This window comes from Arcicella sp. GW458-12-2-14-TSB2 (assembly GCF_059423785.1).
In genome coordinates this window covers 11,663-37,061 of sequence record NZ_JBWKYN010000018.1, presented here as the reverse complement: position 1 = coordinate 37,061, position 25,399 = coordinate 11,663, and the positions used below count along the sequence as shown (strand labels likewise).

The following is a 25,399-nucleotide window of genomic DNA, read 5'->3' as shown; positions in this document are numbered from 1 at the left end:
ATGAAGAAAATATTAATATTAAGAGGCTTACCAGCGAGTGGAAAATCCACTTTCGCACGAAAGTTAATTAAAGACAATAAGGGTACATGGAAAAGACTTAACAAAGATGAGTTAAGAGACATGTTAGATAATTCGGTGTATTCGCTAGATAATGAAAAATTTGTGGATACTGTTCGCAATGTGATGCTTATTGAAGCATTGAAAGAAGGCAAAAATGTAGTACTAGACGATACAAATCTTTCTGAAAAATCCATTGAAACAATTCGTAAAGTTGCACAAAAATATGTAAAAGAGACTGGCAAAAAAGTAACGATAGAGTTTAAAGAATTTGATACGTCTTTAGAGGAATGTATTATTCGAGATGAAAGAAGAGAGAAAAAGGTAGGTCGCGAAGTGATTATGAAGTTTTATCATCAATATATGTTGAAACAAACTGATACAACTACCGACACCATAAAACCATCAAAATCAAGTGCTAGAGAACGTGGGCCATTTTATGAAGTACAAGACGAGACATTACCACACGCTATCATTTGTGACTTAGATGGTACTTTAGCCATTATTCATGATAGAAGTCCTTATGATTCAAAAAGCTGTGAAACAGATTTATTGAATGAACCTATTTCATCAATATTAAAAACCTATTACCAAAAAGGGTCAAAAATCATCTTGATATCGGGCAGAGAAGATAATGCAAAAAGTCAAACGATTAATTGGTTACATTATAATCGGATTCAATATGATGCCCTTTACATGAGAAAAACAGGTGATAGTCGTAAAGATGCGGAAATTAAGAAAGAGTTTTATGAGCAGTATATCAAAAATGTTTTTTTCGTAGAATTCGTTTTAGACGACCGTAATCAAATCGTTGACTTATGGAGAAACGAACTAGGCTTGGCTTGTTTACAAGTAAACTATGGGAACTTTTAATCGTTTAAAAACAAAAACGCCACAAGGATTTAGATTCTCGTGGCGTTTTAAGAGGACAATATGATAATTATTTTCTAATCACCGCTCCGATTTCTTTTTCAAAAGCTGCCATTAGTTTTTCCATAGTTTTATCAATTACTTTATCAGTCAATGTCTGTTCGTAATCTTGAAGGATAAAGCTTACTGAATATGACTTTTTATCTGCTCCTAAATTCTCGCCTTGATATACATCAAAAACATTAATCTGACGCAACAAGTTTTTCTCGTAATTACGTGCCAACTTTTGAATTTGGTCAAAAGTAACTGTTTTGTCAATCACTAATGAAAGGTCACGACGTACTTCTGGGAATTTAGGTAATTCTACAAAAGCAGCTTTGTCGTTATATTGCTTGAATAAATAATCCCAGTCAAAATCAGCAAAGAAAACGTGCTGCTTTACTTCTGCCTTTCTGGCTACACTTGGTTTTACTAATCCTACTTTCACTACTTCTTTTTTATTTAATACATAGCTTAGTCCATATTCAAAAGTAGCAGTGCCTTCTAATGGTTTTGTGTCTAAATTTTTGAAACCTAAACTACCCAACACTTTATTCACAGCACTTGCCAAAGTATGAAATGCTACTTTTTGCGATTTCAATTGCCATGTTTCATTTTCAGTATTTCCTGTTACGTACAATGCTAAATGGCGTTTTTCAACGTATTTGTCATTGATTTTGTGATAGGTTTTACCAAAATCAAACACTTTTAAATCTTTCTGACGGCGATTGATATTATGAGCTAATACTTCTAGTCCAGAAAATACCATCGTCTGACGCATCACACCTAAATCTTCTGATAATTTATTCAAGATTTCAACATCATCATTTGGCAAATCAGCCTTAACCAATGCTGAATAAGCAGGTTTTGTTAAAGAATTTGTAATGATTTCGTTGAAACCATTTGCGGCTAAAACCTGAGAGATTTTTAACTGCAATTGTTCTCTATCTTTCTGAGGGAAACCAGATAAAAATTCAGTACCCAAATTTTCTGACAACTCTACATTTTCAAAACCATAGATTCTTAGTACCTCCTCGATAATATCAGCTTCACGCGTAACATCTACACGATAAGGTGGCACAATGGCTGTAAAACCATTTTCATCTTCTCCTTGAATCTGAATATCTAACGATTCAAGAATAGATTTTACCAAGCCTGTATCCAATGTTTTACCAATCAAACGGTTTACGTTTTTGTATAACACTGGAATCGTAAAATCTGCAATTGGATTTGGATAAAAATCACTTACTTCCGAAGCAACTACACCGCCAGCCAATTCTTGAATCAACAAAGCAGCGTATTTTAATGCGTATAATTTAGCATTTGGGTCTGTACCACGTTCAAAACGGAACGAAGCATCTGTTTTCAAAGCATGACGTTGTGCAGTCTTTCTCACAGAAGCTGGGTTGAAATAGGCTACTTCTAAATATACACGAGTAGTTTCAGGCTTAATACCAGACTTTGTTCCGCCAAAAACACCTGCGATACCCATTGGTTCATCGCCATTACAAACCATCAAATCGGTTTCGCCTAAAGTACGTTCTACCTCATCAAGCGTGGTAAATTTAGTACCTGCTGGAAGTGTTTTTACAATTACTTGCTGACCAGCAATAGCATTCCAATCATAAGCATGCATTGGTTGCCCCAAGCCATGACAGATGTAATTGGTAATATCTACAATATTATTAATTGAACGCAAGCCTATTGTTTCTAATGATTTACGCAACCATTCTGGTGACTCCTGCACTTTTACGCCATCAATCGTAACACCACAAAAACGTGGACAAGCCTCTGGGTCTTCTACGATTAATTCTATCGGGAAATTAGTATTATCTACTTTAAAAGCTTCTATGGAAGGCAAAGTAATAGCACGACCCGTTTTAGCTTTAATATCACGTGCTACTCCCCAGTGCGATGCAGCGTCTGCACGGTTGGGTGTTAGTCCAATTTCGATTAATAAATCTGCTTCTAAATTAAAGTATTGAGTAGCGGGCGTACCGTTTGGTAAATCAGTATCCAATATCAAAATACCATCATGCGAAGTACCAATTCCTAGTTCATCTTCTGCACAAATCATCCCTTCTGAAAGATGTCCGTAGGTTTTTTTACTAGTGATTTTAAAAATCTCTACTCCTTTGGCATGGTCATAAAGTGTAGTACCAACTGTTGCTACAATTACTTTTTGTCCAGCATCTACATTAGCCGCCCCACAAACAATTTGCGAAGGTGTTTCAGCACCAATATCAACAGTGGTTAAACTTAGTTGCTTTTCTTTCACCATAAATCGTTCGCAAGTAAGTACTTCACCTACTACAAAACCTTCTAAACCGCCCAAAATTGCTTCGTGACGCTCGATGGATTCTACTTCTAAGCCCGTTCCAGTTAAGAGACTATCTAATTCTTGAGCCGACTCTGTTATTTCTACAAATTGTTTAAGCCAATTAAGGGAGATTTTCATTCTAAATGCAATGTAAGATTTCGTGATTGAGAATTGTTTTCTTTTAAAAATTTCTCGGAAATGCAAAGTTAAACAAAAAATAGAAGACATAAATAAACCCCACAAGATTGCTTGCATCTTGTGGGGTAAAGATTTTTATTATGAAGACCTGAAAACACGTATGATTTTACTTTTTAGGTAAATCATAAACTGTTAGTTTTAGGCGCTCTTTTGTTATTTTAGTATTCAATAGCTCTACTTCAGCACTGACTCTGGCTGATTGCGGAGTAGATTGTAACACACCTGTTCTGTAATATTCTAAAGCAGATTTCAAGCACGCTTCATCTGCATCACCTAAGTCTTTGGTAAAATCATCTGTTTGAACTTTATCTACCGCAAAACCTTCGTAAAAATCACCCGTACCTGCTGAATTAACATTTCTGAAAGCGACAGGAAAAGCATAATAGTCCATCGTAGGAATAGCATAATAGCCTACCGGTTTGCCATGAGTAGCATTTCCTATCAATTTAACAGTCATGACTGGTTTTAAAGCATTTATTAATTCTTCACTTGCCGACGCCGTTCCTTTATTCACAATGATTACTATTCTACTTAATTTCAAGCCATTAGTAGCATTAGTAAAATAATCAGTGCTGTTGTATTGTGTATAATTGCTATTATGTTCCGTTTTGGCAAATACCTTCCCAATTGCAGAGGCTGGAGCAATTAAATTTCCTAAATAATTAGACACTAACCCATAGCCTCCTCCATTGTATCTCAAATCTAAAATTAATTCTGTTACATTTTTTGACTTGAAATCAGCAAATGTTTGGTCTAATACATTAAGCGTAGATTGCGCCGTTTTACCATTGATTGCATCTCCTAAAAATGAATCAAAATTAAAATAACCTATATTTACACCATTTACAGAAAACACTTTCGGGTTTATTACGTAGTCTGATTTATAAGCCGCCGCAGTAAGCGTTAGTGTTTGTTGTGTACCATCTGGTTTAAGGAAAACTGTCGTTTGAGTACTTTTGGCAAGCTCTGTATTTAATTGATTAATATTAGCACTAATGGCATCAATTCCATTAATTTTTAATACCTGCCACCCACGTTTTATACCCAATAATCCCCCTGGAGACTGTGAATAGACTAATTTAACTCTTAAGTCTGTAGCACTCACAAAGGCATACTGTATGCCAGTATCAGTACTATTACCACTTACGTAATTATCCCATACAGATTTTTCAATGGCAAAGCTCCATCTATCTTGATATTTACCATTTACAAAAGGACTATATGTTCTTATCTTTCTCATTACCGAATCAGCGGTTGGATAGCTCGTCGGGTTAAATATAGCTGAACCGGGTAAATTCGTATTCCAGAGGTACAATTCCTGTGAAATAGCATAAACGCTATCCCTTACATCTTTTGTAGCATTACTAATGACATTGTCCTCTGTTTTCTTGCAGGAAGAGAACCAAGCAATCGTAAAAAGCAATCCAACAATTGCTATGTTTTTAGTTTTGTGAAGCATATAAAATAAAGTTTGATTTGGCAGAACATACAACGAATTCAATCTTAGATTATTGAGTAATAGCTTAAGATTGAATTCGTTATTTTTCCCACTTATATTCTAAGTAAAAATTTAAAGCTTCAACACCACCTGTGTTCTATCGGCTTTGCTTACTTTCTTGTAGAATTCAACAAATTCAGCGTAACTCTCAGCAGGAAACTTTCCATGATTTCTAACAAACCTTCTAATATATAATAAGCTTCCATCTTTCATTTGAAATTCTGATTGGTAAGAACCAAATTTATTTTCAAACTTTACCCCTTCTGGCTTAAACTCTAGGGCTACATTTTTAGGTAATTGATATAATACTGAATCTGTTTCAGTATAGGCCGTTTTTAGTACTATTTCTGTTTGACGTGGCTTATCTAGGGCGGGTGGAATAATATGAGTAATCGACATCAAGTTTGGTGTTAAAAACAACCTTGTTCCACTTTTAGAAGCACATTTTCTAACATTCAAATTTAGCTTTACTGTTGCCACAGGTATCATGCTTTTTTTATCTTGTATAGAAAAATCATTCAATTCAAAACTTGGTATGCTAATACTTTTATAAAGCTGTTTTTGTTGTTCATCCCGACTGGATAGATTTTTAATCTCCACATAATCATCCGATAACAGCCCAGTATATTCTGAAATTGCCTCGGCAGTAGCATTGCCATCTTCAGCTAAAGTTACCTTTATATTTCTATTTTGCTGGTTATCTTTTGCTTTATAAACAGGGGTGTGGACTAACTTTCCTCCTTCTGGTGTTGCCAACAAAGCGTATCTATCACTGGTAAAATCAGACAAATAGCCAAAGGCATTATCCTGTGAAGTACACTCCAACCATATAGTATCCGTTTTCATAGGTACACAAACAATTACATGATTGAATTGCTGAGAAGGGAAGTCTGTCTGAATATCTCTTTCATTACTACCTCCTCTAATAGAAGCATAAAATGATTCTATTCCTACATTTTTCAATAATGCCTTTGTATAGTTGGAGAGTGCCTTACAATCGCCATAGCCTTTTTCAGCTACATAGCTAGCTTCAAATGGTTGCCACCCTCCAATACCCAATTGGATAGAAATATATCTCGTTTTAGACTGTAAATATTCATATATTTTCTTAACCTTTAGCTTTGGGTCTGTAATATTGGCTACCAATTGTTTTACTTCCTGTTGAATATTTTCAGGTAAAATATCTCTTCCTTCGCACAAAGTGTTATCAAACAAACCGATGTCTTTCCAAGTTTTCAAACTTCCCTTAAAGCCCTCCACCTCAAATTCATTCGGAGCAGTTAATACTCCTTTTCCATAGCGTGTCCATTTAGGGGAATATGTTTCATTTTCATAAACTTTCATCCCCTTTACTTGCCAATTATAAGTAGTACCTTCTGGCTTGTTTTCCACAGTAGGTTCAGCCATCCCATTAATGCTTTTATAACGCAATGGCATACCTGTTGGCATTTGTATTTTCAATGAAGATTGTTCAACTGTCACATTTTCCTCATCTTCTTGCGGGAACCACATTGGATAAAAGAGCAAATTTTTGTTAAGTGTCTCAGTAATAAACTCTACTGTAAAAGGGTAAAGAGCATATCGAAATTCAGCGTGTTTATAACGATTATCGCCAAAAAGTGTTCCGTTACCGTTCGCACTTCCGTCTTGAATATCATCTTTCTTGAGTTTCTTTACTTTCTCTCCATTACTATCATACAATACCCCTTCAAAATTGTTTACTTTTTGAAGTTTATTATAAAATAAATTCATAGAGGCATACTGCAATCCTTGTTCATCAAGGATTGTAATAATTGTATGCTGTTTTTCTATGGCTTCACCTAAGTTTTTTACGATAAAAACTGTTTCACTATTTCTGATAACAGCATGAGCCTTTTCCTTTAATTCAGCAGGAATACTGGCCACCGTCCAAGTATTCTGAGCAAAAGAATTACTCAGCGTAGCAATGAATAGTAGCGAACTTATTATGAATGATTTCATCATTTTATTGAGCTTTCTTTAAAACAATTTGTTCGGCGTGTTTTGCAATAATTTGGTCGAAGAACCTCTTCAACAATTCATATTCTTCAGCATAATACATAGTCTTCTTTAATTGTATTTTACTAGAAATAGAAATCCTGTCGTCGGCTTTGCCCACTAAAAACGTAAATCTCCCTGAGTCTTCTGGTAAATTCACTTTCATACTTTTAGGCACTTCTTCAACGACATATCCTTTCGGGATTTGATAGGTAGCAATAAAATTATCTTCAATCAAGGCAGCAAAATCCACTGGATATTTCCGCTCAAGCGTAGTAAAAGGATTCTTATCTTCTCCTTGTCCAATCATTGGACTAATGTAAATTCTTTCCCCAGCTACCCCTACACCTTCAGTAATATTCAGGTCTAATTTTATTTGTAGGGGTCTGGTAATATCTTTTTCATCTTCAATATCAACAGTCTTTATCTCCCAAGCTGAATGTTTTTTCTTTAGATTTTCTATGTACTTTGCTTTAGTATCTTTTACAACACTTACCCTTTCATCATGTGCTAAATATCCCATGTGGTTTATGCTTAACTGTCCCTGTAATTGTCCCTCAGGGGTAATCTCCAAATTGGCTATCACAGTTTTGGCTAGTTTATCATTACTTTCCAACTTCACCCAATCACCCGAATCACCATGAATTAAACGCCCTTGTCCATTCAAACAACGTATTGGTAAAATACCCAAAGACATCATTGGTTCAGTAGCATCTATTAGTAGCCATTTTCCTTGATAAGCAATCGCAGCAATCACATAATTGAATTTTCGTTCTAGTACATAATGGTCCAAGACTCTCCCATTAGTTCTAGTACTCATCACAACAGGGTCAGCTTCTATGTCTAATTCTCTCAATAAAACAATCAGCATCAAATTTATATCAGCAACATTACCTGTTTTCGTTTCAAAGGCTTTTTTCAAGTTACTTGTAGCCAAAAAGCTTTCGTTTTGGTTCCATGTCATATTTTTTGAAACATAGTCATATGCTGCTTGTATTTTTGATAGGCTATCCTTAGCAGTCAACTTTATAGTAGCTGCAACATCCTTCAAAAAACCTCCTTTATTTAATAATCTGCCGAAGCGTTCATATTCATTTAAAGTTTTAGAAAAGTCATTCCATGTTGATGAAAAATTCTTGTGAATTCCACCTCTTGGCGTATATGCCGAAATCTCAAACTCTACTTGTGTTCGGTAGTCATCAATGGTCGTGATATAAGGTTCTTCTCTTAATGCTGGCACATCTTTTTGAACAAATCTGTAATATGTGGCGTTGATTGTTCCTATGCCCGCACCAAGATTTATTGATTCTTGCGTATTGCTTGCAACAAGGAAGGGCTGATATCCTTGCGTTATTACTTGAAATTGATAAAATTCAGGCACCTTTACTTGGTATTCACTCCAAACTGTAGGAATACTTCTTTGAAATTCCCAAGGACGAACTTCGGTGTCAAAATCAGATTCAATGATATAAGAAAACTCTATAATAGACCCTTCTTTTACATTCGGTAATGTAATCTTTTTAATACTATAATATTCATTTTTCTTTTCTAGAAAGATAGATTCTTTCTCTAGCTTTGTCACTTCAATTTTACCATTGACAAGATTATAGGTAGCTCCTTTAATATTAGTGGCGTACTCTTTAGCACTACTATTTTTAGCACTACTTAGTCCGAATGAATGGGTAGCCCAATCATAGCCTGATTTCTTGAGGATTTTAATTCTTCTATGTCTTGTAAAAATTACTTTCAAATTTTCCCCTTGAAAGGTATAATCATGGGTTCCGAAATCACAAAGGACTACGGCTTCAGCAGCAGTATCTTTATCATAGCTTTTACTTTGTAAATCTGCAATCTCTACTTTACCAAATTTGATGGGACTGTTTTGGGCATAGCTAGCAAAAGTTAATAGCAGCAATAAAAAAAATAGTGGTTTTCTCACAACTTTTAAGTGTTGGTTAATCATGTGGGTATATTTGTTTGTAGTAGTTTAAATAGCTGGTAGGATAATTCTTTACTTTTTCTTCAAAATAATTTTTTCTGCATGCTTAAAAACAATTCTATTGTAAAACTCTCTTAACGCTCCATATTCTTCACTAGAATATATGGGCTTTTTCAAGACTATTTTACTATCTATTTTAAAGCCCCCTTCTAATACAGTCAATCTAAAGTCAAAGCGTCCTCCATTATCAGGCAAAGCGATACTCTCTGATTTAGGTAATTCTTCTACTGTATAATCTGCTGGAAGTTTATAAAGTGCACTAAATATTTCTTCTTGAGGTATTCCAAATTCCACTGGATAACTTCTATTAGGCGTTTTAAATGGATTGGTATCTTCGCCCATTCCAAGCATGGGTGACAGGTAGATTCGGTCGCCAGCTATCGAATAGGCTTCATTCACGCTAGCTGTTAGTTTTAACAGAGGCATCGTTTCAGCTGAGTCAACACCAGTTATCGCTATTTTACTAAAATCATAATTAGGTTTATTCTTTTTATAGTCAACTAAATAAGCATCTTTTCCTTTTGCAAGCACCGCCGATTTGAAATAGATAGCTTCATGCCCTAAGTATGATATATCAACATTCCCTTTGAGTTGCTGGTCAGGCAGAATATCCATTTCCATTAAAACTACCTTTCTACTTGTTTGTGGTACAGGCATAGGTATCCAACGACTATTTTTCCGAACAATCAACCTCCCTTTATCATTCAAACAACGTAAGGGTAATTGTCCAACTTTGGTGAGTTTACTAGTAGCATCCAATAACAAATCTTTCCCGTTTAGTACCACATGAGCAATAGTAAAATCAAACCTATCTAATAATACTAAATCTGTAGGAAAGCCATTTTCACGTGTACTTAAAATAACAGGATTAGCCTCAAAACCGCACTCTCTGAGCAATCTTACCAACATCAAATTAATCTCGGCCGAGTTACCTATTTTTTTCTCTGCTACTTTATTGAGGTTAGTACCTGACGTGAACACTCTATTATCACCATCCCATTGCATCGAATTTTGGATATACTGATAAGCGGCTGTTAATAACGACAATGAATCCTTGGTTTGGCTTTTTAAGGTTTCAGCTATCTTTTGGGCTTCATCATATTTCTTGATTTGCTTTCCGAAATAGTCACTCGTTAAAAGTGTTTCATTAAGAGCTTCCCAAGTCTGAGAGTAATCTATTTTTCCCTGATTAGGGAAAAAAGTAGAGGCTAATTCAAATTCTAGTTTAGACCGATAATTTTCAATGGTCGTTATAAAAGGTTCAGGTTTGAGGGCTGGCGCATCTGCCAAAGCAAACCTGTATGAAAGATAAGGGTCACGAATATTACTACGTATAAAATTGCGGGAATCTTGTTTTGTTTCCTTTACTTTTAGGGGGATAAAGCTTAGCAATGTTATTTTGAAATCAAAATAAGCAGGAATCTCAGCCCTTATTTCACTCCAGATAGTAGGGATGTTTGTCTGAAAATTCCACGGACGAAGGTTATACCACATGCCAGATTCTAATTCATAAATGAATTCTAGCACAGAGCCTTCGCGAACTTGTGGGAACGTAAATTTTTTATAGTACGTATTACTACTTCCTTTCTCTTCAAAAAAATCCTCCTCAGACATTGTATAGCTCACTAGTGAGCCATTTTCAAGGTTCCAAGTAATAGCTTTTAGGTCAGTTACCGATTCTGATTTGTTTCCATCAGAAGATATATAAAAAGGGATTTTTTGGCTTGCAAAACCAAAGCCAGCCTTTTTTAAGATTTTAATTCGGATATGTCTTTTGTAATGTACTTTGGGCAAATCATTCCCAAAATAATAGGAATATTCGCCATAGTCACATAATACAACGGCTTCAGCGGACGTGTCTTTTTCGTAAGTCTTCATCTGAAGATCTTTCAAATCGATACTCCCAAAGGTGATTGGGATAGCTGGCGTTTGGGCATTAATACAAAAACTTAGTAGAACACAAGCGATAAACAGGATACACTTGTGAGGTGTAAAAATAGGTGACATGTAAGAGTTAAATTTGTTCGTGGCTTAATAAATTATAGCATAGTTACTCATAATATTAAAACTCTCAAAAAATATTATGAAACTTTTTTTTTATTAAAATACCAACAATTTTATCACTTGAACAAAAGCAATTAAAAAAAAAGTCCAACCCATAATCTTATCAAACATATTCTGCGATAAATATTGAAAAATCGCTCCCTTCTTTTTGATGGCAACCAAAGCACATAAATAATTTAGTATAAAAGCACCAGTACTTGCACCTAACACAAAAGCAATTTTATCCAATAAAAATTCAACTTTTAAGTATTCGTAGTTTTGATAATTGATTAAGATAACTAACCAGAAAGCCATTATCGGAGGATTAAGAAATGACAATAAAAATCCTTTAATAAAATCGCCCCAATAAGAAGTTACTTCAATATCTACATTTATTTCTTCAGACTTAGAAAGCTCTTCCTGCATTTGTTTTGGTTTTAAATACTTCCACCCTATCAATAGTAAAACAGGTAATATAGCCCATTGCATAATTTCAAAAACCTGCGGGTATTTATCAAATACTTTTAAGCCCTCTACGGCTAAATAACCATAAATTATTTCAGGAAGCACACCTCCGACAGTCATCCATAGACCTGCTATTAGGCTTTTTCTGAGGGTAGCTTGAATCACCGACATATTCAATGGGCCAGGGTGAAAAGAACCTAAAAAACTAATGATAGTAGTGACGGAGAAAATAATAAGTGCTTTCATAAGACAGTAATACGTTTAGATTATTTAAATTGTTATTAAACAAAACTACTATATTTCTTTACTTCGGGTTTGTCGGCTGTATTACCAAAACATTATTTCCCGTAAATTGCATATAATATCGGCAACACCGAGCTTAATATTAGCATCCATTTTATTCCTGTTTGAATAACAAGAAGGCATCAATCAAGCAAATGCAATCCTCAGAAAATAATCAAACATCATCCTATACAGAAGAAATCACCCTTTTTGCCGATGTAATTGTTCCCGTAGCAGTACCTAATACTTTTACATATCGTGTACCACGTGAATATGCTACCAGTATCACTACTGGTCTTAGAGTAATTGTGCAATTTGGCAAAACCAAAGTAGTAACTGCTGTTATTGCTCGCATTCATAATAAACCTCCAGAAAAATATCATGCCAAGTATATTTTAGAAGTATTAGACGACGCACCTTTGGTAAATACTAAGCAAATAGAACTATTTTATTGGGTAGCCGACTATTATATGTGTACTGTAGGAGAAGTGATGAACATCGCTTTGCCCTCGGGTTTAAAGATTTCTAGCTTATCGAAAGTGCAGTTTAATCCTGAATTTGACAAGCCTGAATTATTGACTGAACGTGAAGGAGAAATCATTGAAGAACTCAAAAAACATCAATCCTTAAATTATGATGAACTCGCCCGTTTTGCTGAAGTCAAAAATGTTTATCATATCATCAAGTCATTAATTCAGAAAAAAGCAATTATTGTTTTTGAAGAAGTACGTGAAAAATATTCCCCTAAAATTCTAAAAAAAATCAGGCTCAATGCATTTTATGAAGATACTAACTATCTAACAGCACTCATTGGTGAATTAGAAAAAACACCCAAGCAGTTGGATGTCATTCTGAATTATTTAAAATATGTCCCCGTATTACGCACCCCAGCATTAAATAAAAAAGGGTTAGAGAAAAGTGCCTTGACTAAAGCTAAAGTGTCGGAAAGTTCATTGAATACCCTCTTGAAAAATGGCATCCTTGAGCAATTTGAAGTAATTGTTAGTCGCTTCGAGGAAGACCTTGATTTTGTAGAAGCCCCTACTCCTATTTTGTCTTCAGCACAAGAAAGTGCCTTTACAGAAATCATGCAAAGTTTTCAGGAAAAAGACACTACTCTTTTGCATGGTATCACGGGTAGTGGCAAGACGGAAGTTTATATCAAACTGATAGAACAGGTATTAGAAAGTGGTTCGCAGGTATTGTATTTATTACCAGAAATTGCTTTGACTACCCAAATTGTGGTGCGACTTAGAAAAGTATTTGGGGATAAAATGGGCATTTATCATTCTCGTTTTTCTGATAATGAACGTGTTGAGGTATGGAAAGGAGTAGTATCTGGGAAGTTTCAATTTATCGTGGGTGTACGTTCAGCCGTATTTCTGCCTTTTGATAATTTAGGACTTATCATTGTAGATGAAGAACACGAGACTTCTTATAAACAATTTGACCCTGCTCCTCGCTATCATGCCAGAGATGTGGCTGTAGTAATAGCTCACCGACAAAAAGCTAAAGTGCTGTTGGGTTCTGCTACGCCCTCTATCGAAAGTTTTTATAATGCTAAAATAGCGCGTTATGGTTTTGTAGAAATGAAAGAGCGTTTTGGTAATACTCAGTTGCCCGATATTGAACTGATTGACATCAAGACTGCCCGTAAACAGAAGCTGACGAAAGGCGATTTTTCTAACATGATGTTGGATACGATGGGGCTAAATTTTGAAAAGAAACAACAAACCATATTATTCCAGAATCGTCGTGGATATTCACCTTATATTCAATGCGAAGATTGTGATACAATTGTGGCTTGTCCTAATTGTGATGTTAGCCTAACCTATCATTACAGTAATCAAGAATTACGTTGCCATTATTGCGGACATCACGAACCAATGTCGAAGACTTGTCAGGCTTGTGGTTCTGCTAAATTGAAAACCAGAGGTTATGGGACTGAAAAGCTAGAAGAGGAATTACAATTATTTTTTCCAACTGCCAAAATTGCCCGCATGGATTTGGATACGACCCGTACAAAAACGGCATTCCAGACACTAATTAATGAAGTAGAAAGTGGAGAAGTAGATATATTAGTAGGTACACAAATGGTATCTAAAGGTCTTGACTTTGAAAAGGTTAGTCTTGTCTGTGTTTTTGATGCCGACCGAATGATTCATTTCCCAGACTTTCGTTCCTCTGAAAGAGCCTTCCAAATGTTAACACAAGTAGCAGGGCGAGCAGGACGAAGAGGAACGCAGGGAAAAGTGTTGATACAGACGAATAACCCAACACAAAAGATACTCAAGCAAATCATTGAAAATGATTATGAAGGTTTGTATCAAGATGAAATTAAAGAGCGAGAAGATTTTCAATATCCACCGTTTACGCGCATCATCAAGATTACATTAAAACACATCGACCAACCAAATGCTGAAAAAGCGGCGAAGGCATTAGCGTTACAGCTAATCGAAAAACTAGGGACACAAAGAGTTTTAGGTCCCGAAAAGCCATTAGTTGAAAGAGTCCGCAATCAGTATTTGTATGAGATTTTGATAAAATTAGAAAAGGCCATCAACCTAAAAGGAGCCAAAACATTTATTGCAGAGCAAGTACAAAATATAGAATTGTCTAAGGATTTTAAGGGGGTGGGGATTGTGGTGGATGTGGATTGTGGGTAGGGGTTTTCTACATCACTTACTAATTCCTTGTCCGTGTTCTGTGTGCCACAGACCACGGACAAGAACAGGCTATCAACTTAAACGGAGCCAAAGTTTTATCGCTGAGCAAGTACAAAACATTGAGCTGTCTTATTTTAAAGGTGTGGGGATTGTGGATGATTTGAGAGGATCTGTCAATTTTCTAATAATCTTCCTTACGAAAAGATAAATCTTTAACTAATTCACATTTTGTTTTATAAATTTTATTGTTGCACATCCATGTACCAGAATGTATTTTTACAACATCTCTGCTCAGGTCAGGTAAAATCTTATACCTTAGTGAATAAGGCGTATCTTTATCTATATCAACTATATGATATTTGATATAACCGTATTGAAAGGTATCTGCTTCATTCCATGAACTTTTCGTTAAAGAATATTCTATCTTTCCACATTTTTCCCATTGCTTATTCTTATTTGAAACTATTGAAAATGTTAGTAAAAAAGAGCAAATAATAATACAATACTTCATTATCTCGTACATTGATGTTCTGTTTTATTTTTTAAAGCTACATAAATTTTTGCTTATTTTCAATATATATTTTTGTATTTATGTCTACCATAAATCATAGAAAACTTACTATTCTAAGTCTTTATTCGACTTAAAACGACAAATAAAATTGCAGTCTCCGACTGCTAAGTATAAGACATATACTGACTAAAGCTTGGATTGTGGCTTTTCCTGATTTCAGTTTCAAACGGGAATCTTATTTAGTCCAAATGACGCTTTGCTTAACACTTGAACTAGTGGGGGGCCAAACCAATTCATCTTAAACTATAGAGATATTTATTTTTTTGCTACGATATTAATATAGAATTCAATGGAATCCGACATAGTTTGATTAGCTAAATTATCATAGAACTTTGCTGATTTATATCGAACATCCCATAGAGTCCTATCAATGACAATCTTGCCATTCGCTTTGACAATTCCGTCCTTTACTTCCATTTTGGCTGGGAAAGTAACTGAGTGTGTTATACCTTTAATCGTTAGATTCCCTGTAACATTTTTATTCTCCCCATTTATTAATGCAACCTTGGTAATTACGATTGTAGCAAAGGGGAATTTTTTAACCTCAAAAAAATCAGGATCTTTTAAGTGATTAACAAGGTTATTATCACTCCCATGGTTTTTATCTTCAATTGTATTCATGTCGATTTCAACTGTACCACCCATAAGCTGACCGTTGTCAATCATCAATTCTCCTTTTGATATATATACGTACCCTGTTTGAGTGTTTAAACCATTTAGATTAGAACCTTTCCATGTTACAACACTTTCTTTCGTATCTATCATGATGTATTTATCATTCCCAACATGTAAGGATACGGAGCTTGCCGATACATTTTCGTTTTCCTCTTTTACAGTTCCACGGCAACCGAAGACCAAAGGAGCAATTATTAAAATTAAGTAAGTGATTGATATCTTGTTGTTCATACTACAGTAATTATATTGATTAATAATAATTGACAAATGATTTTACAAATCAGCAATACAGATTATTGCTAATCCTTTTTACTTCTAAAGTCCTTGATGGTCTTGCCGTCATAACGATACACTCCGTTCATAGAGCCAAACCATATACTGCCATCGTTAGCTTCCAAAATTCCACAAAGCATTTTATTTAACGACATTATCTCGGTTACAGCGGGGTTTTTATTGTACAAGGACTTTTGATCATAACGGGAAAGTGTCCAGTCACCAACCCCATTAGGATTGACTGGACCAGTAGTCCAGATGTTTCCTTTTTTATCTTCGATGATGGCAGAAGCACTCCTTTTCGTTACCTTAGTAAAGCTATTGCCGTCATACCGCCAAAGACCATTAGAAATCACCAACGTATCGCCTTTTTTATCTTCGATTATCGACGCACCGAACCAAATATTACCTTTTCTATCTTCTATTATCGACCAAACGTTGTGAAATGCCTTACCGTCTTTATTTCTGAAAACAGTAAATGCTTTTCCATCATAAAAACAAGCATCGCCACCTGTGCCAAACCATAATTTCCCAGTTCTGTCTTCAAGGATAGTATGAATGCCATTATTAGAAAGTCCTTCTTTCGTTGTAAAATTTTGAAATAATTTCCCATCATAACGGCTTGCTCCACCTCCGGTGCCGAACCAAATATTACCGGCTCTATCTTCATAAATAGACAAAACCCCATTATTGACAAGTCCCTCCCTAGTTGTAAAATGTTGAAAGGATTCCCGCTTGGGATTGTAATGATAAACACCTGAATCAGAAGTAGCGACCCAAAGGTTTCCGTGTCGATCTTCCAGAACATTCCAGTATCTGCGCGAACCTATTTTACTTGCGAGATTAGTGAATGTTTTTCCATCGTATCGAAAAACACCAGCAAATGATGCAGCAATCAGAATAGTGCCATTTCGGCCTTGTTTTACATTACGAACCATTCTGTTAGGCCCGTAGGTAGTGACTGTGTCTTTGATGTCGTAATTGATATTATCTTTATGTGGTTCATTTTGCTTTTGTCCACAAGAGGCGTAAAAAACAGAGATTAACATCAAAGCTTATATGTGTATGTATTTCATAATTTATTTGTTTTAATATTGGTGACAGCGGCACGGTTCTAATAGCAGTCAATGCGGCTCCCTTATTTCATTTTTGGTAACTACTAAGACGTTTTTTCATCTTCATATTCCATCAAAATTGGTTCAGCGAATCTACTTGGATATTTTTCGGATTGAGAGATTTGGATTGTAAATAAAAATGTAAACTTTGTAAATAAAAAAATGACACTATGCTTGATAGCCGAAATCTCCTGTCTGGGAAAGGCAAGTACCTCTTTGGATTGATACTGCTTTTGTTTACTTCTGCAATCTGCGTAGCTTTCAGTATGACTGATAGTGACGACTTTGCTATCGAAAGAAGGGAAATTTTGCTCCGCAGAATCGGACATGAACTACTTTTACAGTCGGGCGACAGTACGTCAAGGGTGCTTCCGATAAAAAAGATTGCAGAATATGAATATCAAATCAGCTTTGAAAATGATCTAACTTTCCAAACGGACTCCTTGGTAAATACTACCCAGCGTTTGTTGGCCAAAGACCCGCTCGCAGATGATTATGTTGTCAAAGTTCTGAACAGTAGCAACTCAAGTGTAGCCTATGGATATGCTATATCCAAAAATAAAAAAGACGATATTGTAGCCTGTATAGGGAGAAAGCAACCCAGAGCAAGTTACATAATCAACATTAAATTTAAATCGTCGAGCATAAATACAGTTAAGAATGAATTTCTGCTAGGCGGTTTGCCCTTTTTAGTACTTGTTGGTTTTATTTTTTTGAAATCTGCTAAGCCTCAGAGAACATTACCTGACGGTCAGAATACAGACTTGTTAACTTTAGGTTCGGTGCTGTTCGATGCTAAGAATCGTAAGCTCATCATAAATGGAAAGACAATAGACCTGACCGCAACAGAAACCCGTGTATTGCTTATTTTTGCATTGTCTCCCAACGAGACTATAGAGAGAAGCCGACTGCAAAAAGAGATATGGGAAGATGAAGGTGTTATTGTGGGGCGTAGTCTGGATATGTTCATATCAAAACTTAGAAAAAAATTGGAATTTGACCCAGAGGTTAAAATTCTTAATATCCGTGGCAAAGGATATAAGCTTACCATCAGCTCTTAGGATGTGTTGGGAAAATTTTAGACTTACTAGCTATTAATGAAAGTGATTTAGGAGTAGGAATAGTAGGCTTAGTCGCAGAATTGCTATTAATTCAAAGTGACGAAGACAAAGACTTTTTCGTTCTGGATACATCTCAAAATAATTAATTTAACTTTTTTTATATTTTTTTTAATAATTTATGGTATCTGTGTACCATTGATGTCTAACGCTATATAGAAAGGTATTATTAAGCTATATGAAAAATTATCGTGACTTCAATACAGAAGACTTTGTGTGGGATGTTAATTTCCGAAATTGGGTATTAAGTCCAAACAGAGAAGTGAATGCCTTTTGGGAAAAATGGTTAGAGGCAAATCCAGAAAAAAAACCTCAAGTAGAAAAAGCAAAGTCAATTGTAAAAGCATTGGTTATTAAAGACCTATCATTAGAAAAAACAGAGGTAGAAGAATTAGTAAAAAATACTGTTTCAAAAATTGATGAGCAAGAGAATAATACGACTAAAAAAATAAGATGGTTCACCACGAGCAAAAATCAATGGCTTAAAGTAGCTGCTTTAATAGCCATAATCATTGGCTTAGGCATTACTTATCATCAATTATTGAATCAGATAAACGAGCCAAAAGGAATTTATGAAAAATACGTTGCTGCTAATCCTGAGAAACTAATAGAAGTAAAGAACGATCATGAAAGCCCTTTGCCAATTCAGCTAGTAGATGGAAGTTTAGTCCTACTGAAGAAAGGAAGTAAGATTAGTTATTTAAAGCAATTTGAGGGTAACAATCGTGAAATATACCTTTCGGGAGAGGCTTTTTTTGAAGTAACTAAGAATCCAGAGAAACCATTTTTAGTGTATGCGAATGGTTTAATTACCAAAGTGTTGGGTACAAGTTTTACTGTTCGTGCTTATGACAAAGAAAAGGAAGTGACCGTAGAAGTAAAAACAGGGAAAGTATCAGTCTTTGCCCAATCAGATACGAGGGTTGAAGAAAAAGCTACAAGTAGAGAATTGAAAGGCGTAGTGTTGACCCCTAATCAAAAGATTGTTTATGCTCGCGAAGAAGTAAGAATGGATAAATTGTTGGTTGAACTACCTAAAATTACCATCAAAAAGAATACAAAACCACAATTTGAATTTGAAGATACGCCTGTAAGCGAAGTATTACAAACCCTAGAAAAAGCTTATAGTATTGATATCGTTTTTGATGAAGAACTATTATCCAATTGCCCATTGACAGCTTCGTTAACCGACTTACAACTATTCGACAAACTAGATATTATCTGTAAAGGCGTAGAGGCTCGTTACGAAATTCTGGATGGTCAGATTGTAATTTATAGCAAAGGCTGCAAATAAAGTAAACCTTAAACTAAATATTGAATTTTAATTAAACCAAGACTATTTAACTAGATGAAACACTAAAAACCGACTCCACAAAAAAAGTCGGTAATGTTCCCGCATTACCGACCTTGAAATTCCCTTTTTGGTTACAGCCAATGAACACTTTACTAGGTAAAGTGCGGGAATTGTTTTGCTCAAATTCAACCTAAACAAAACATCTCCAAATGTATGAAAAAAACATTACAAATCCATAAGTTACTACTTACGGCTATGAAAATTACACTCACTCAAGTTTTTCTTGCAATCGGGCTTATGAGCTCCACTTTTGCGAGTAATACTAATGCCCAAAATGTTCTAAGTCAACGAGTAACATTGCAAGCTCAGGAGTTAGGCATGAGAAGTGTACTAACCCAAATTGAAAAACAAACAGATGTAAAGTTTGTTTTTAGCTCAAAGCTTATCCAATCAAACAGAAAAATTAGTGTTGATTTTCAAAATGCTCAATTATCAAAAATTTTTGATAATCTGTTTAAACCTCTTCATCTAACTTATGAGATTTCTGGTAAAATGGTTATCATCAATCGTTCTACTGGGAGCTCCTCTACAACCAATACGCTCCAAGAAAATGATGATATATTGAGTATTGAGATTTTAGAGCAAACTATAACAGGAACCGTTACTGACGAAACGGGGCAGGTATTGCCGGGTGTTAACATCCTAATTAAAGGTACCCAGCGAGGAGCCATTACCGATGCTAAAGGGCAATACAAAATATCTGTACCTGATAATAACGCCGTCTTGATTTTCAGCTCAATTGGTTTTCAAAAGAGAGAAGTAGTGGTAGGTGGTAAATCAATACTAAATATCACGTTGTCGACTGATGCACAGTCGCTTGATGAAGTAGTAGTCGTGGGGTATGGTACTGAGAAAAAAGTAACCGTAACTGGCTCTGTAGTATCTGTAAAAGGTTCAGAGGTAGTACAATCTCCCTCTATGAATGTCAGTAATAGCTTAGTTGGGCGTTTGCCAGGGCTAGTCGCTGTAACATCAAGTGGTGAACCAGGATACGATGGTGCAACATTACGTATCAGGGGCGTAAACACACTAGGAGATAGCAGTCCGTTGGTGGTAGTAGATGGTGTACCTGGTCGTTCGCTTGAAAGATTAGACCCAAGTACGATAGAAAGTATAACCATCTTGAAAGATGCCTCTGCGGCAATTTATGGTGCTCAGGCTGCCAATGGCGTTATTTTAGTAACTACTAAAAGGGGAGCAAGTGGTAAGCCAACGATTACTTTTAACCTTAATCAAGGTTTTGGACAGCCTACCCGCTTGCCAGCGATGGCAAATGCAGCAGAGTATGCTACTATGCTCAATGAAATAGATGCTTATGCAAATAGAACAGGTAGATTCACGGCACAAGAAGTGCAAAAATTTAGAGATGGTTCTGACCCTTGGCGTTATCCTAATACTGATTGGTTTGGGGCTGTATTAAAACCATCTTCTTCACAAAACTATGCCAACATTGGTATTGCTGGTGGGAGTGATAACTTTAAATACTTTGTGTCGTTCGGTGCTAAAAGCCAAGACGGTTACTATAAAAACAGTGGTACAAAATACAATCAATATGATTTTAGGAGTAATATAGATGCCAAAATTAGTAAAAATATAAGTTTTGGGTTTGATGTTTCTGGAAGAATGGAAGATAGAAATTATCCTACACGTAATGCTGGAAGTATTTTTAGAATGGTGATGCGTGGCAAACCTAATTTGCCTGCTTATTGGCCAGACGGAACCCCTGGTCCAGATATTGAATATGGTGATAATCCAGCAGTAGTAAGTACTGATGCTACAGGATATGATAGAGATAAGTGGTATTACCTAAATAGTAATATGAAACTGAATATTCAGATTCCTTGGGTGAAAGGTTTATCTTTCTTGACTACTGCCAGTATAGACAAAGGGCTACGTTTTGATAAGAGATTTGAAACTCCTTGGTATTTGTATTCTTGGGATGGTCAGACGGTTGATGCTAGTGGTAAACCTGTGTTAGTAAAAGGTAAAAAAGGCTTTGATGATGCTCGTTTAACAGAACAAATGGAGGATAATCATAGTATTTTGATGAACTCAATTCTGAACTATGAAAGACAGATTGGGAGTCATCATTATATGAAGTTTATGGTTGGTACTGAGACGCGTTCTGGACAAATGGACAAATTTTCTGCCTACCGTAGATACTTTGTTTCGACGGCAATTGACCAACTTTTTGCAGGAGGAGATTTACAGAAAGACAATAATGGGTCAGCTTCACAGAATGCACGTAGAAACTTTTTTGGTCGTGTAAACTACAACTATAAAGAAAAATATTTAGCCGAATTTGTATGGCGTTATGATGGCTCATACATTTTTCCTGCCGACAAACGATATGGTTTCTTCCCTGGTGTTTCTTTAGGATGGAGATTATCAGAAGAAGAATTCTGGAAAGATAAGGTGTCATTTATTGATAACATGAAGTTGAGGGCATCGTGGGGACAAACTGGTAACGACCGTATCGCAGAATGGCAATATCTTTCTTCTTATGGTTTCTTTGCCAATAGCGGAGGGGTTCCTCAGCCACTTATTTTGGGCATAGACCAAGAAAACAAAACCCTTTATGAAACACGTATTCCTAACTTAAACGTAACATGGGAGGTAGCCAATCAGGCCAATGTAGGGTTTGATATGCAATTGTTAAAAGATAAACTATCGTTTTCTGCTGATTACTTCTACAATACTCGTTCGCAAATTTTGTGGCCAAGAAATGCCTCAGTACCAACATCAACGGGACTAACATTGCCAAGCGAAAATATTGGTAAGGTAGCGAATACAGGTTTTGAGTTTGATATTAATTATCATAACAAATCAAGAGATTTCAGTTATCAGCTTGGTTTTAACGGAGGGTATTCAAAAAATAAAATTGTATTCTGGGATGAAGCACCCGGTGCGCCAGACTATCAAAAAACTACAGGATATCCTATTCCTACTGACCCCAAAAATCCTACGGCAGATTTGTATTATAATGCTATTGGTATTTTTAAAGATCAGGCATCGGTGGATGCTTACCCACATTGGGATAATGCCAGACCGGGTGATGTGATTTTTGAGGATGTGAACAAAGATGGTAAAATTGATGGAAACGACCGTATAAGAAATACTAAAAGTAATATTCCACGCTTTACAACGGGCTTTTCGGCTAATCTTCGCTATAAGCAATTTGACCTGAGCATTTTGTTTCAAGGAGCTTTTGGGGCAGTGAATTATATCTCTACAGAGTCGGGTGAAATTGGTAATTTCTTGAAAAGTTTTTATAACGAACGTTGGACGCCCGAGAATCCAAATGCTAGTGGCCCAAGAACTTTCAACCGTAGTAATGAATATTGGGTAAGTAATAGAAATACCTATTTCTTGAAAAACACTGATTATATCCGTTTGAAAAACATTCAATTTGGATATTCTCTTCCAAAAAAACTAAGTCAAAAACTAGGTTTAGAAGGAGCGAGAATTTATGTGAGTGGTCTTAACTTATGGACGTTCAGTCCAGACTATAAAGACTTTGACCCAGAAATGGGAAGCGGAAGCGGACAAGGTTATCCACTTCAAAAAGTGCTTAATACAGGGCTTTCGTTTACATTCTAAATTTTGATTCTTGAAGATCAAATAATTCTTGGTGAGTGCTGATTAATCAACACTCATTGCAGGAATTACATAAACATTTAATCAGATGAAAAAAACAATATATATTTTACTTACAACTGCCTTAGTGCTTCTTAACACTATTTCGTGTAAAACTGACCTTGATCTTCAGCCTTTAGATCAGTTTTCAGAAGATGCCGTTTGGAAAGACCAAGCCTTGGTAACTACTTTCGTCAATAATATTTATTTAGGCATTCCGCATGGTTTCAGTAATATGATGATGGCATCATTGAGCGATGAGTCGATGTATAATGCTGATTTTGGAAGTAGCAACGTTACTAAATGTTTAGTCACAGCCAGTGACTATTCGGTTTGGGATTTCTGGTCGGGCAATCGCTACAAAGGGATGATTTGGGCAAACGTATACAAGTATATACGTGCCTGCAATCTTTTTCTTGAAAAAATAGAAAGTACACCCTTTGATAACGCTGATACAAAGAAAAGATTGATAGGAGAAGTATATTTCCTAAGAGCCTATTTATATCATAATCTTGTATCAGTTTACGGTGGTGTGCCTATTATTACGAAAGCTTACAAATTGTCTGATGATTTTACTCCCCCTAGAGATACCTATGAAAATTGTATCAAATTTATTGTTGACGATTGCGATAAAGCAGCACAAAACTTATTATTGGCAAACACTGGAGCCGATAAAGGCAGGGCTACCAAAGGGGCTGCTTTGGCACTAAAAGCCAGAGTATTATTGCATGCAGCAAGTGATTTGTACAATAAAGCACCTACTTGGGCAGGAAGTTATACACATCCAGAATTGATTGGTTATGTTGGTGGTGACCGCAATGCAAGATGGTTAGCTGCTAAGAACGCAGCGAAAGCTGTAATCGATTTAGGTGCGTATAGTATTTACAAAGGCAACCCCTCAGCAGGTGACTCCACTGCAAAAAACTATGGAGAAATGTTTTTGATGAAAGAAAACGTAGAAGATATTTTCGTAAGATTCTTTTTGCCTAAAACAGAAGATAGTTGGGATGGGTATAACCCCGGTTTGTTTAATAATCCTAATGGTTATCATGGTTGGGGAAGCAATACGCCATTACAGCAACTGGTAGATGCCTATGAAATGAAAGACGGCTCTAAGTTTAGTTGGTTAAATACAACACAGGCTAAAAATCCATACAAAAATCGTGATCCACGTTTTTATGCTACTATCCTTTATGAAGGCGTTCAGTGGCGTAAACGTCCCTCAGATGTAACAGCATCAGACCCTAAAGGAGTAATACAGGTGGGTTTTTGGGAAAAATGGAACGCGACGTCTAATGCTGTGGATGTTGTGGCTGGCCTAGATACGCGGAAAGGCCCTATTGAAGACTGGAATGGTACTTATTCTGGATATTATCTTCGAAAGTTTATTGATCAGACGATTGATGCTCAATACGTAAAACAAGATTATCCTTGGAGATATATTAGATATACCGAAGTGATTTTGAATTATGTAGAAGCTTGTATCGGTTTAGGGCAAGATGCCGAAGCTCGCCAATACTTGAATATGATTCGTAAAAGAGCAGGGATGCCAGATATAACTGAAAGCGGGCAAGCGTTGTCAGAGCGTTATAGAAATGAAAGGAGGGTAGAGTTGGCTTTTGAAGATCATCGTTTCTTTGATGTTCGCCGATGGATGATAGCGCCTACTACTTTTGATAATGCCAAAGGGATAGAGATTAGGTATCCATTAAATCCAGATAAAACAACATCAAGTACTCCTAACTATAAAGTGATAGATATACAAGATAGGAACTGGAAAGATAGGGCTTACTTTTTGCCTATAAAGTTAGAAGAGCTGAATAAAAATAGCAATCTGATTCAAAATCCATTATATTAATATTGCAAGTCCCTTTACTGAATAAGTAAAGGGACTTTTTTTTATCAGTGGGTCTTAGAATTCTCAAATTGAATAGATAATTCTATAAATGCTTAGGGTATTTTAATAATAAAACACTAAAATGAAGAATTGAATAGGTTTTATTGCGAATTTGCCAATAATTTGGCATGGTTTTAGTTGCTTTTTATCAATTGATAAATAAATTCTACGTTACTTTAATAACTTTTGATGATTTAAATGAGTTTGTATTAGCAGTTAGCTAATGCTGTTTTGTTGGAAATTCTTCTGTTGATAATTTAAAATATGATTTTTTACCTAATTAATAAGCATATATACGTTAATACTA

16 protein-coding genes are annotated in these 25,399 nt (G+C 35.7%); 6 read left to right on the top strand and 10 right to left on the bottom strand.

What is annotated here, in order from left to right:
• Positions 1-930: a phosphatase domain-containing protein gene (locus tag AC07XN_RS04475; RefSeq protein ID WP_494742174.1), complete on the top strand. Its 930-nt coding sequence runs from the start codon at positions 1-3 to the stop codon at positions 928-930.
• A gap of 67 nt (positions 931-997) precedes the next feature.
• Here the strand turns inward: AC07XN_RS04475 and pheT are convergent, their stop codons facing one another.
• From pheT to AC07XN_RS04445, 6 genes are all read right to left on the bottom strand, one after another.
• Positions 998-3,424: a phenylalanine--tRNA ligase subunit beta gene (gene pheT, locus AC07XN_RS04470; protein WP_494742173.1), complete on the bottom strand. Its 2,427-nt coding sequence runs from the start codon at positions 3,422-3,424 to the stop codon at positions 998-1,000.
• 166 nt (positions 3,425-3,590) lie between these two features.
• Complete coding sequence (locus tag AC07XN_RS04465; RefSeq protein ID WP_494742172.1) at positions 3,591-4,943, bottom strand: S41 family peptidase; 1,353 nt, start codon at positions 4,941-4,943, stop codon at positions 3,591-3,593.
• A gap of 111 nt (positions 4,944-5,054) precedes the next feature.
• Positions 5,055-6,965 (bottom strand): DUF3857 domain-containing protein, encoded by a 1,911-nt coding sequence (locus AC07XN_RS04460; RefSeq protein WP_494742171.1) that lies wholly within the window; start codon positions 6,963-6,965, stop codon positions 5,055-5,057.
• A gap of 1 nt (position 6,966) precedes the next feature.
• The gene (locus AC07XN_RS04455) at positions 6,967-8,937 is read right to left on the bottom strand and encodes a transglutaminase family protein (protein WP_494742170.1); all 1,971 of its coding nucleotides are present in this window, start codon (positions 8,935-8,937) and stop codon (positions 6,967-6,969) included.
• 72 nt (positions 8,938-9,009) lie between these two features.
• Positions 9,010-11,004, bottom strand: a complete 1,995-nt coding sequence (locus AC07XN_RS04450; RefSeq protein WP_494742169.1) for a DUF3858 domain-containing protein — start codon at positions 11,002-11,004, stop codon at positions 9,010-9,012.
• A 93-nt stretch (positions 11,005-11,097) separates the two neighbouring features.
• Positions 11,098-11,751: a LysE family translocator gene (locus AC07XN_RS04445; protein WP_494742168.1), complete on the bottom strand. Its 654-nt coding sequence runs from the start codon at positions 11,749-11,751 to the stop codon at positions 11,098-11,100.
• Between the two features lie 191 nt (positions 11,752-11,942).
• On the opposite strand from AC07XN_RS04445, the gene priA reads away from it, so the two are divergent.
• The gene (priA, locus tag AC07XN_RS04440; RefSeq protein ID WP_494742167.1) at positions 11,943-14,453 is read left to right on the top strand and encodes a replication restart helicase PriA; all 2,511 of its coding nucleotides are present in this window, start codon (positions 11,943-11,945) and stop codon (positions 14,451-14,453) included.
• A gap of 181 nt (positions 14,454-14,634) precedes the next feature.
• Here priA and AC07XN_RS04435 read toward each other — a convergent pair whose 3' ends face one another.
• From AC07XN_RS04435 to AC07XN_RS04420, 4 genes are all read right to left on the bottom strand, one after another.
• Positions 14,635-14,964, bottom strand: coding sequence for a hypothetical protein (locus AC07XN_RS04435; RefSeq protein ID WP_494742166.1), 330 nt, complete (start codon positions 14,962-14,964; stop codon positions 14,635-14,637).
• 315 nt (positions 14,965-15,279) lie between these two features.
• Positions 15,280-15,930: a YceI family protein gene (locus tag AC07XN_RS04430; protein WP_494742165.1), complete on the bottom strand. Its 651-nt coding sequence runs from the start codon at positions 15,928-15,930 to the stop codon at positions 15,280-15,282.
• Positions 15,931-15,998: 68 nt separating this feature from the next.
• Positions 15,999-17,021 carry a ligand-binding sensor domain-containing protein gene (locus AC07XN_RS04425; protein ID WP_494742164.1) on the bottom strand — a complete coding sequence of 341 codons (1,023 nt, stop codon included), beginning with the start codon at positions 17,019-17,021 and terminating at the stop codon, positions 15,999-16,001.
• A gap of 110 nt (positions 17,022-17,131) precedes the next feature.
• Positions 17,132-17,416 (bottom strand): hypothetical protein, encoded by a 285-nt coding sequence (locus AC07XN_RS04420; protein WP_494742163.1) that lies wholly within the window; start codon positions 17,414-17,416, stop codon positions 17,132-17,134.
• Between AC07XN_RS04420 and AC07XN_RS04415 the strand changes: the two genes are divergently transcribed.
• The 4 genes from AC07XN_RS04415 (at position 17,396) to AC07XN_RS04400 (ending at position 25,053) form a co-directional block, all read left to right on the top strand.
• Positions 17,396-18,148 carry a winged helix-turn-helix domain-containing protein gene (locus AC07XN_RS04415; protein ID WP_494742162.1) on the top strand — a complete coding sequence of 251 codons (753 nt, stop codon included), beginning with the start codon at positions 17,396-17,398 and terminating at the stop codon, positions 18,146-18,148. The two genes, AC07XN_RS04420 and AC07XN_RS04415, sit on opposite strands and share 21 nt — an antisense overlap.
• Positions 18,149-18,383: 235 nt before the next feature.
• Positions 18,384-19,499 (top strand): FecR family protein, encoded by a 1,116-nt coding sequence (locus tag AC07XN_RS04410; protein ID WP_494742161.1) that lies wholly within the window; start codon positions 18,384-18,386, stop codon positions 19,497-19,499.
• Between the two features lie 213 nt (positions 19,500-19,712).
• Complete coding sequence (locus AC07XN_RS04405; protein ID WP_494742160.1) at positions 19,713-23,159, top strand: TonB-dependent receptor; 3,447 nt, start codon at positions 19,713-19,715, stop codon at positions 23,157-23,159.
• An 85-nt stretch (positions 23,160-23,244) separates the two neighbouring features.
• Positions 23,245-25,053 (top strand): RagB/SusD family nutrient uptake outer membrane protein, encoded by a 1,809-nt coding sequence (locus tag AC07XN_RS04400; RefSeq protein ID WP_494742159.1) that lies wholly within the window; start codon positions 23,245-23,247, stop codon positions 25,051-25,053.
• Positions 25,054-25,399: the final 346 nt, after the last annotated feature.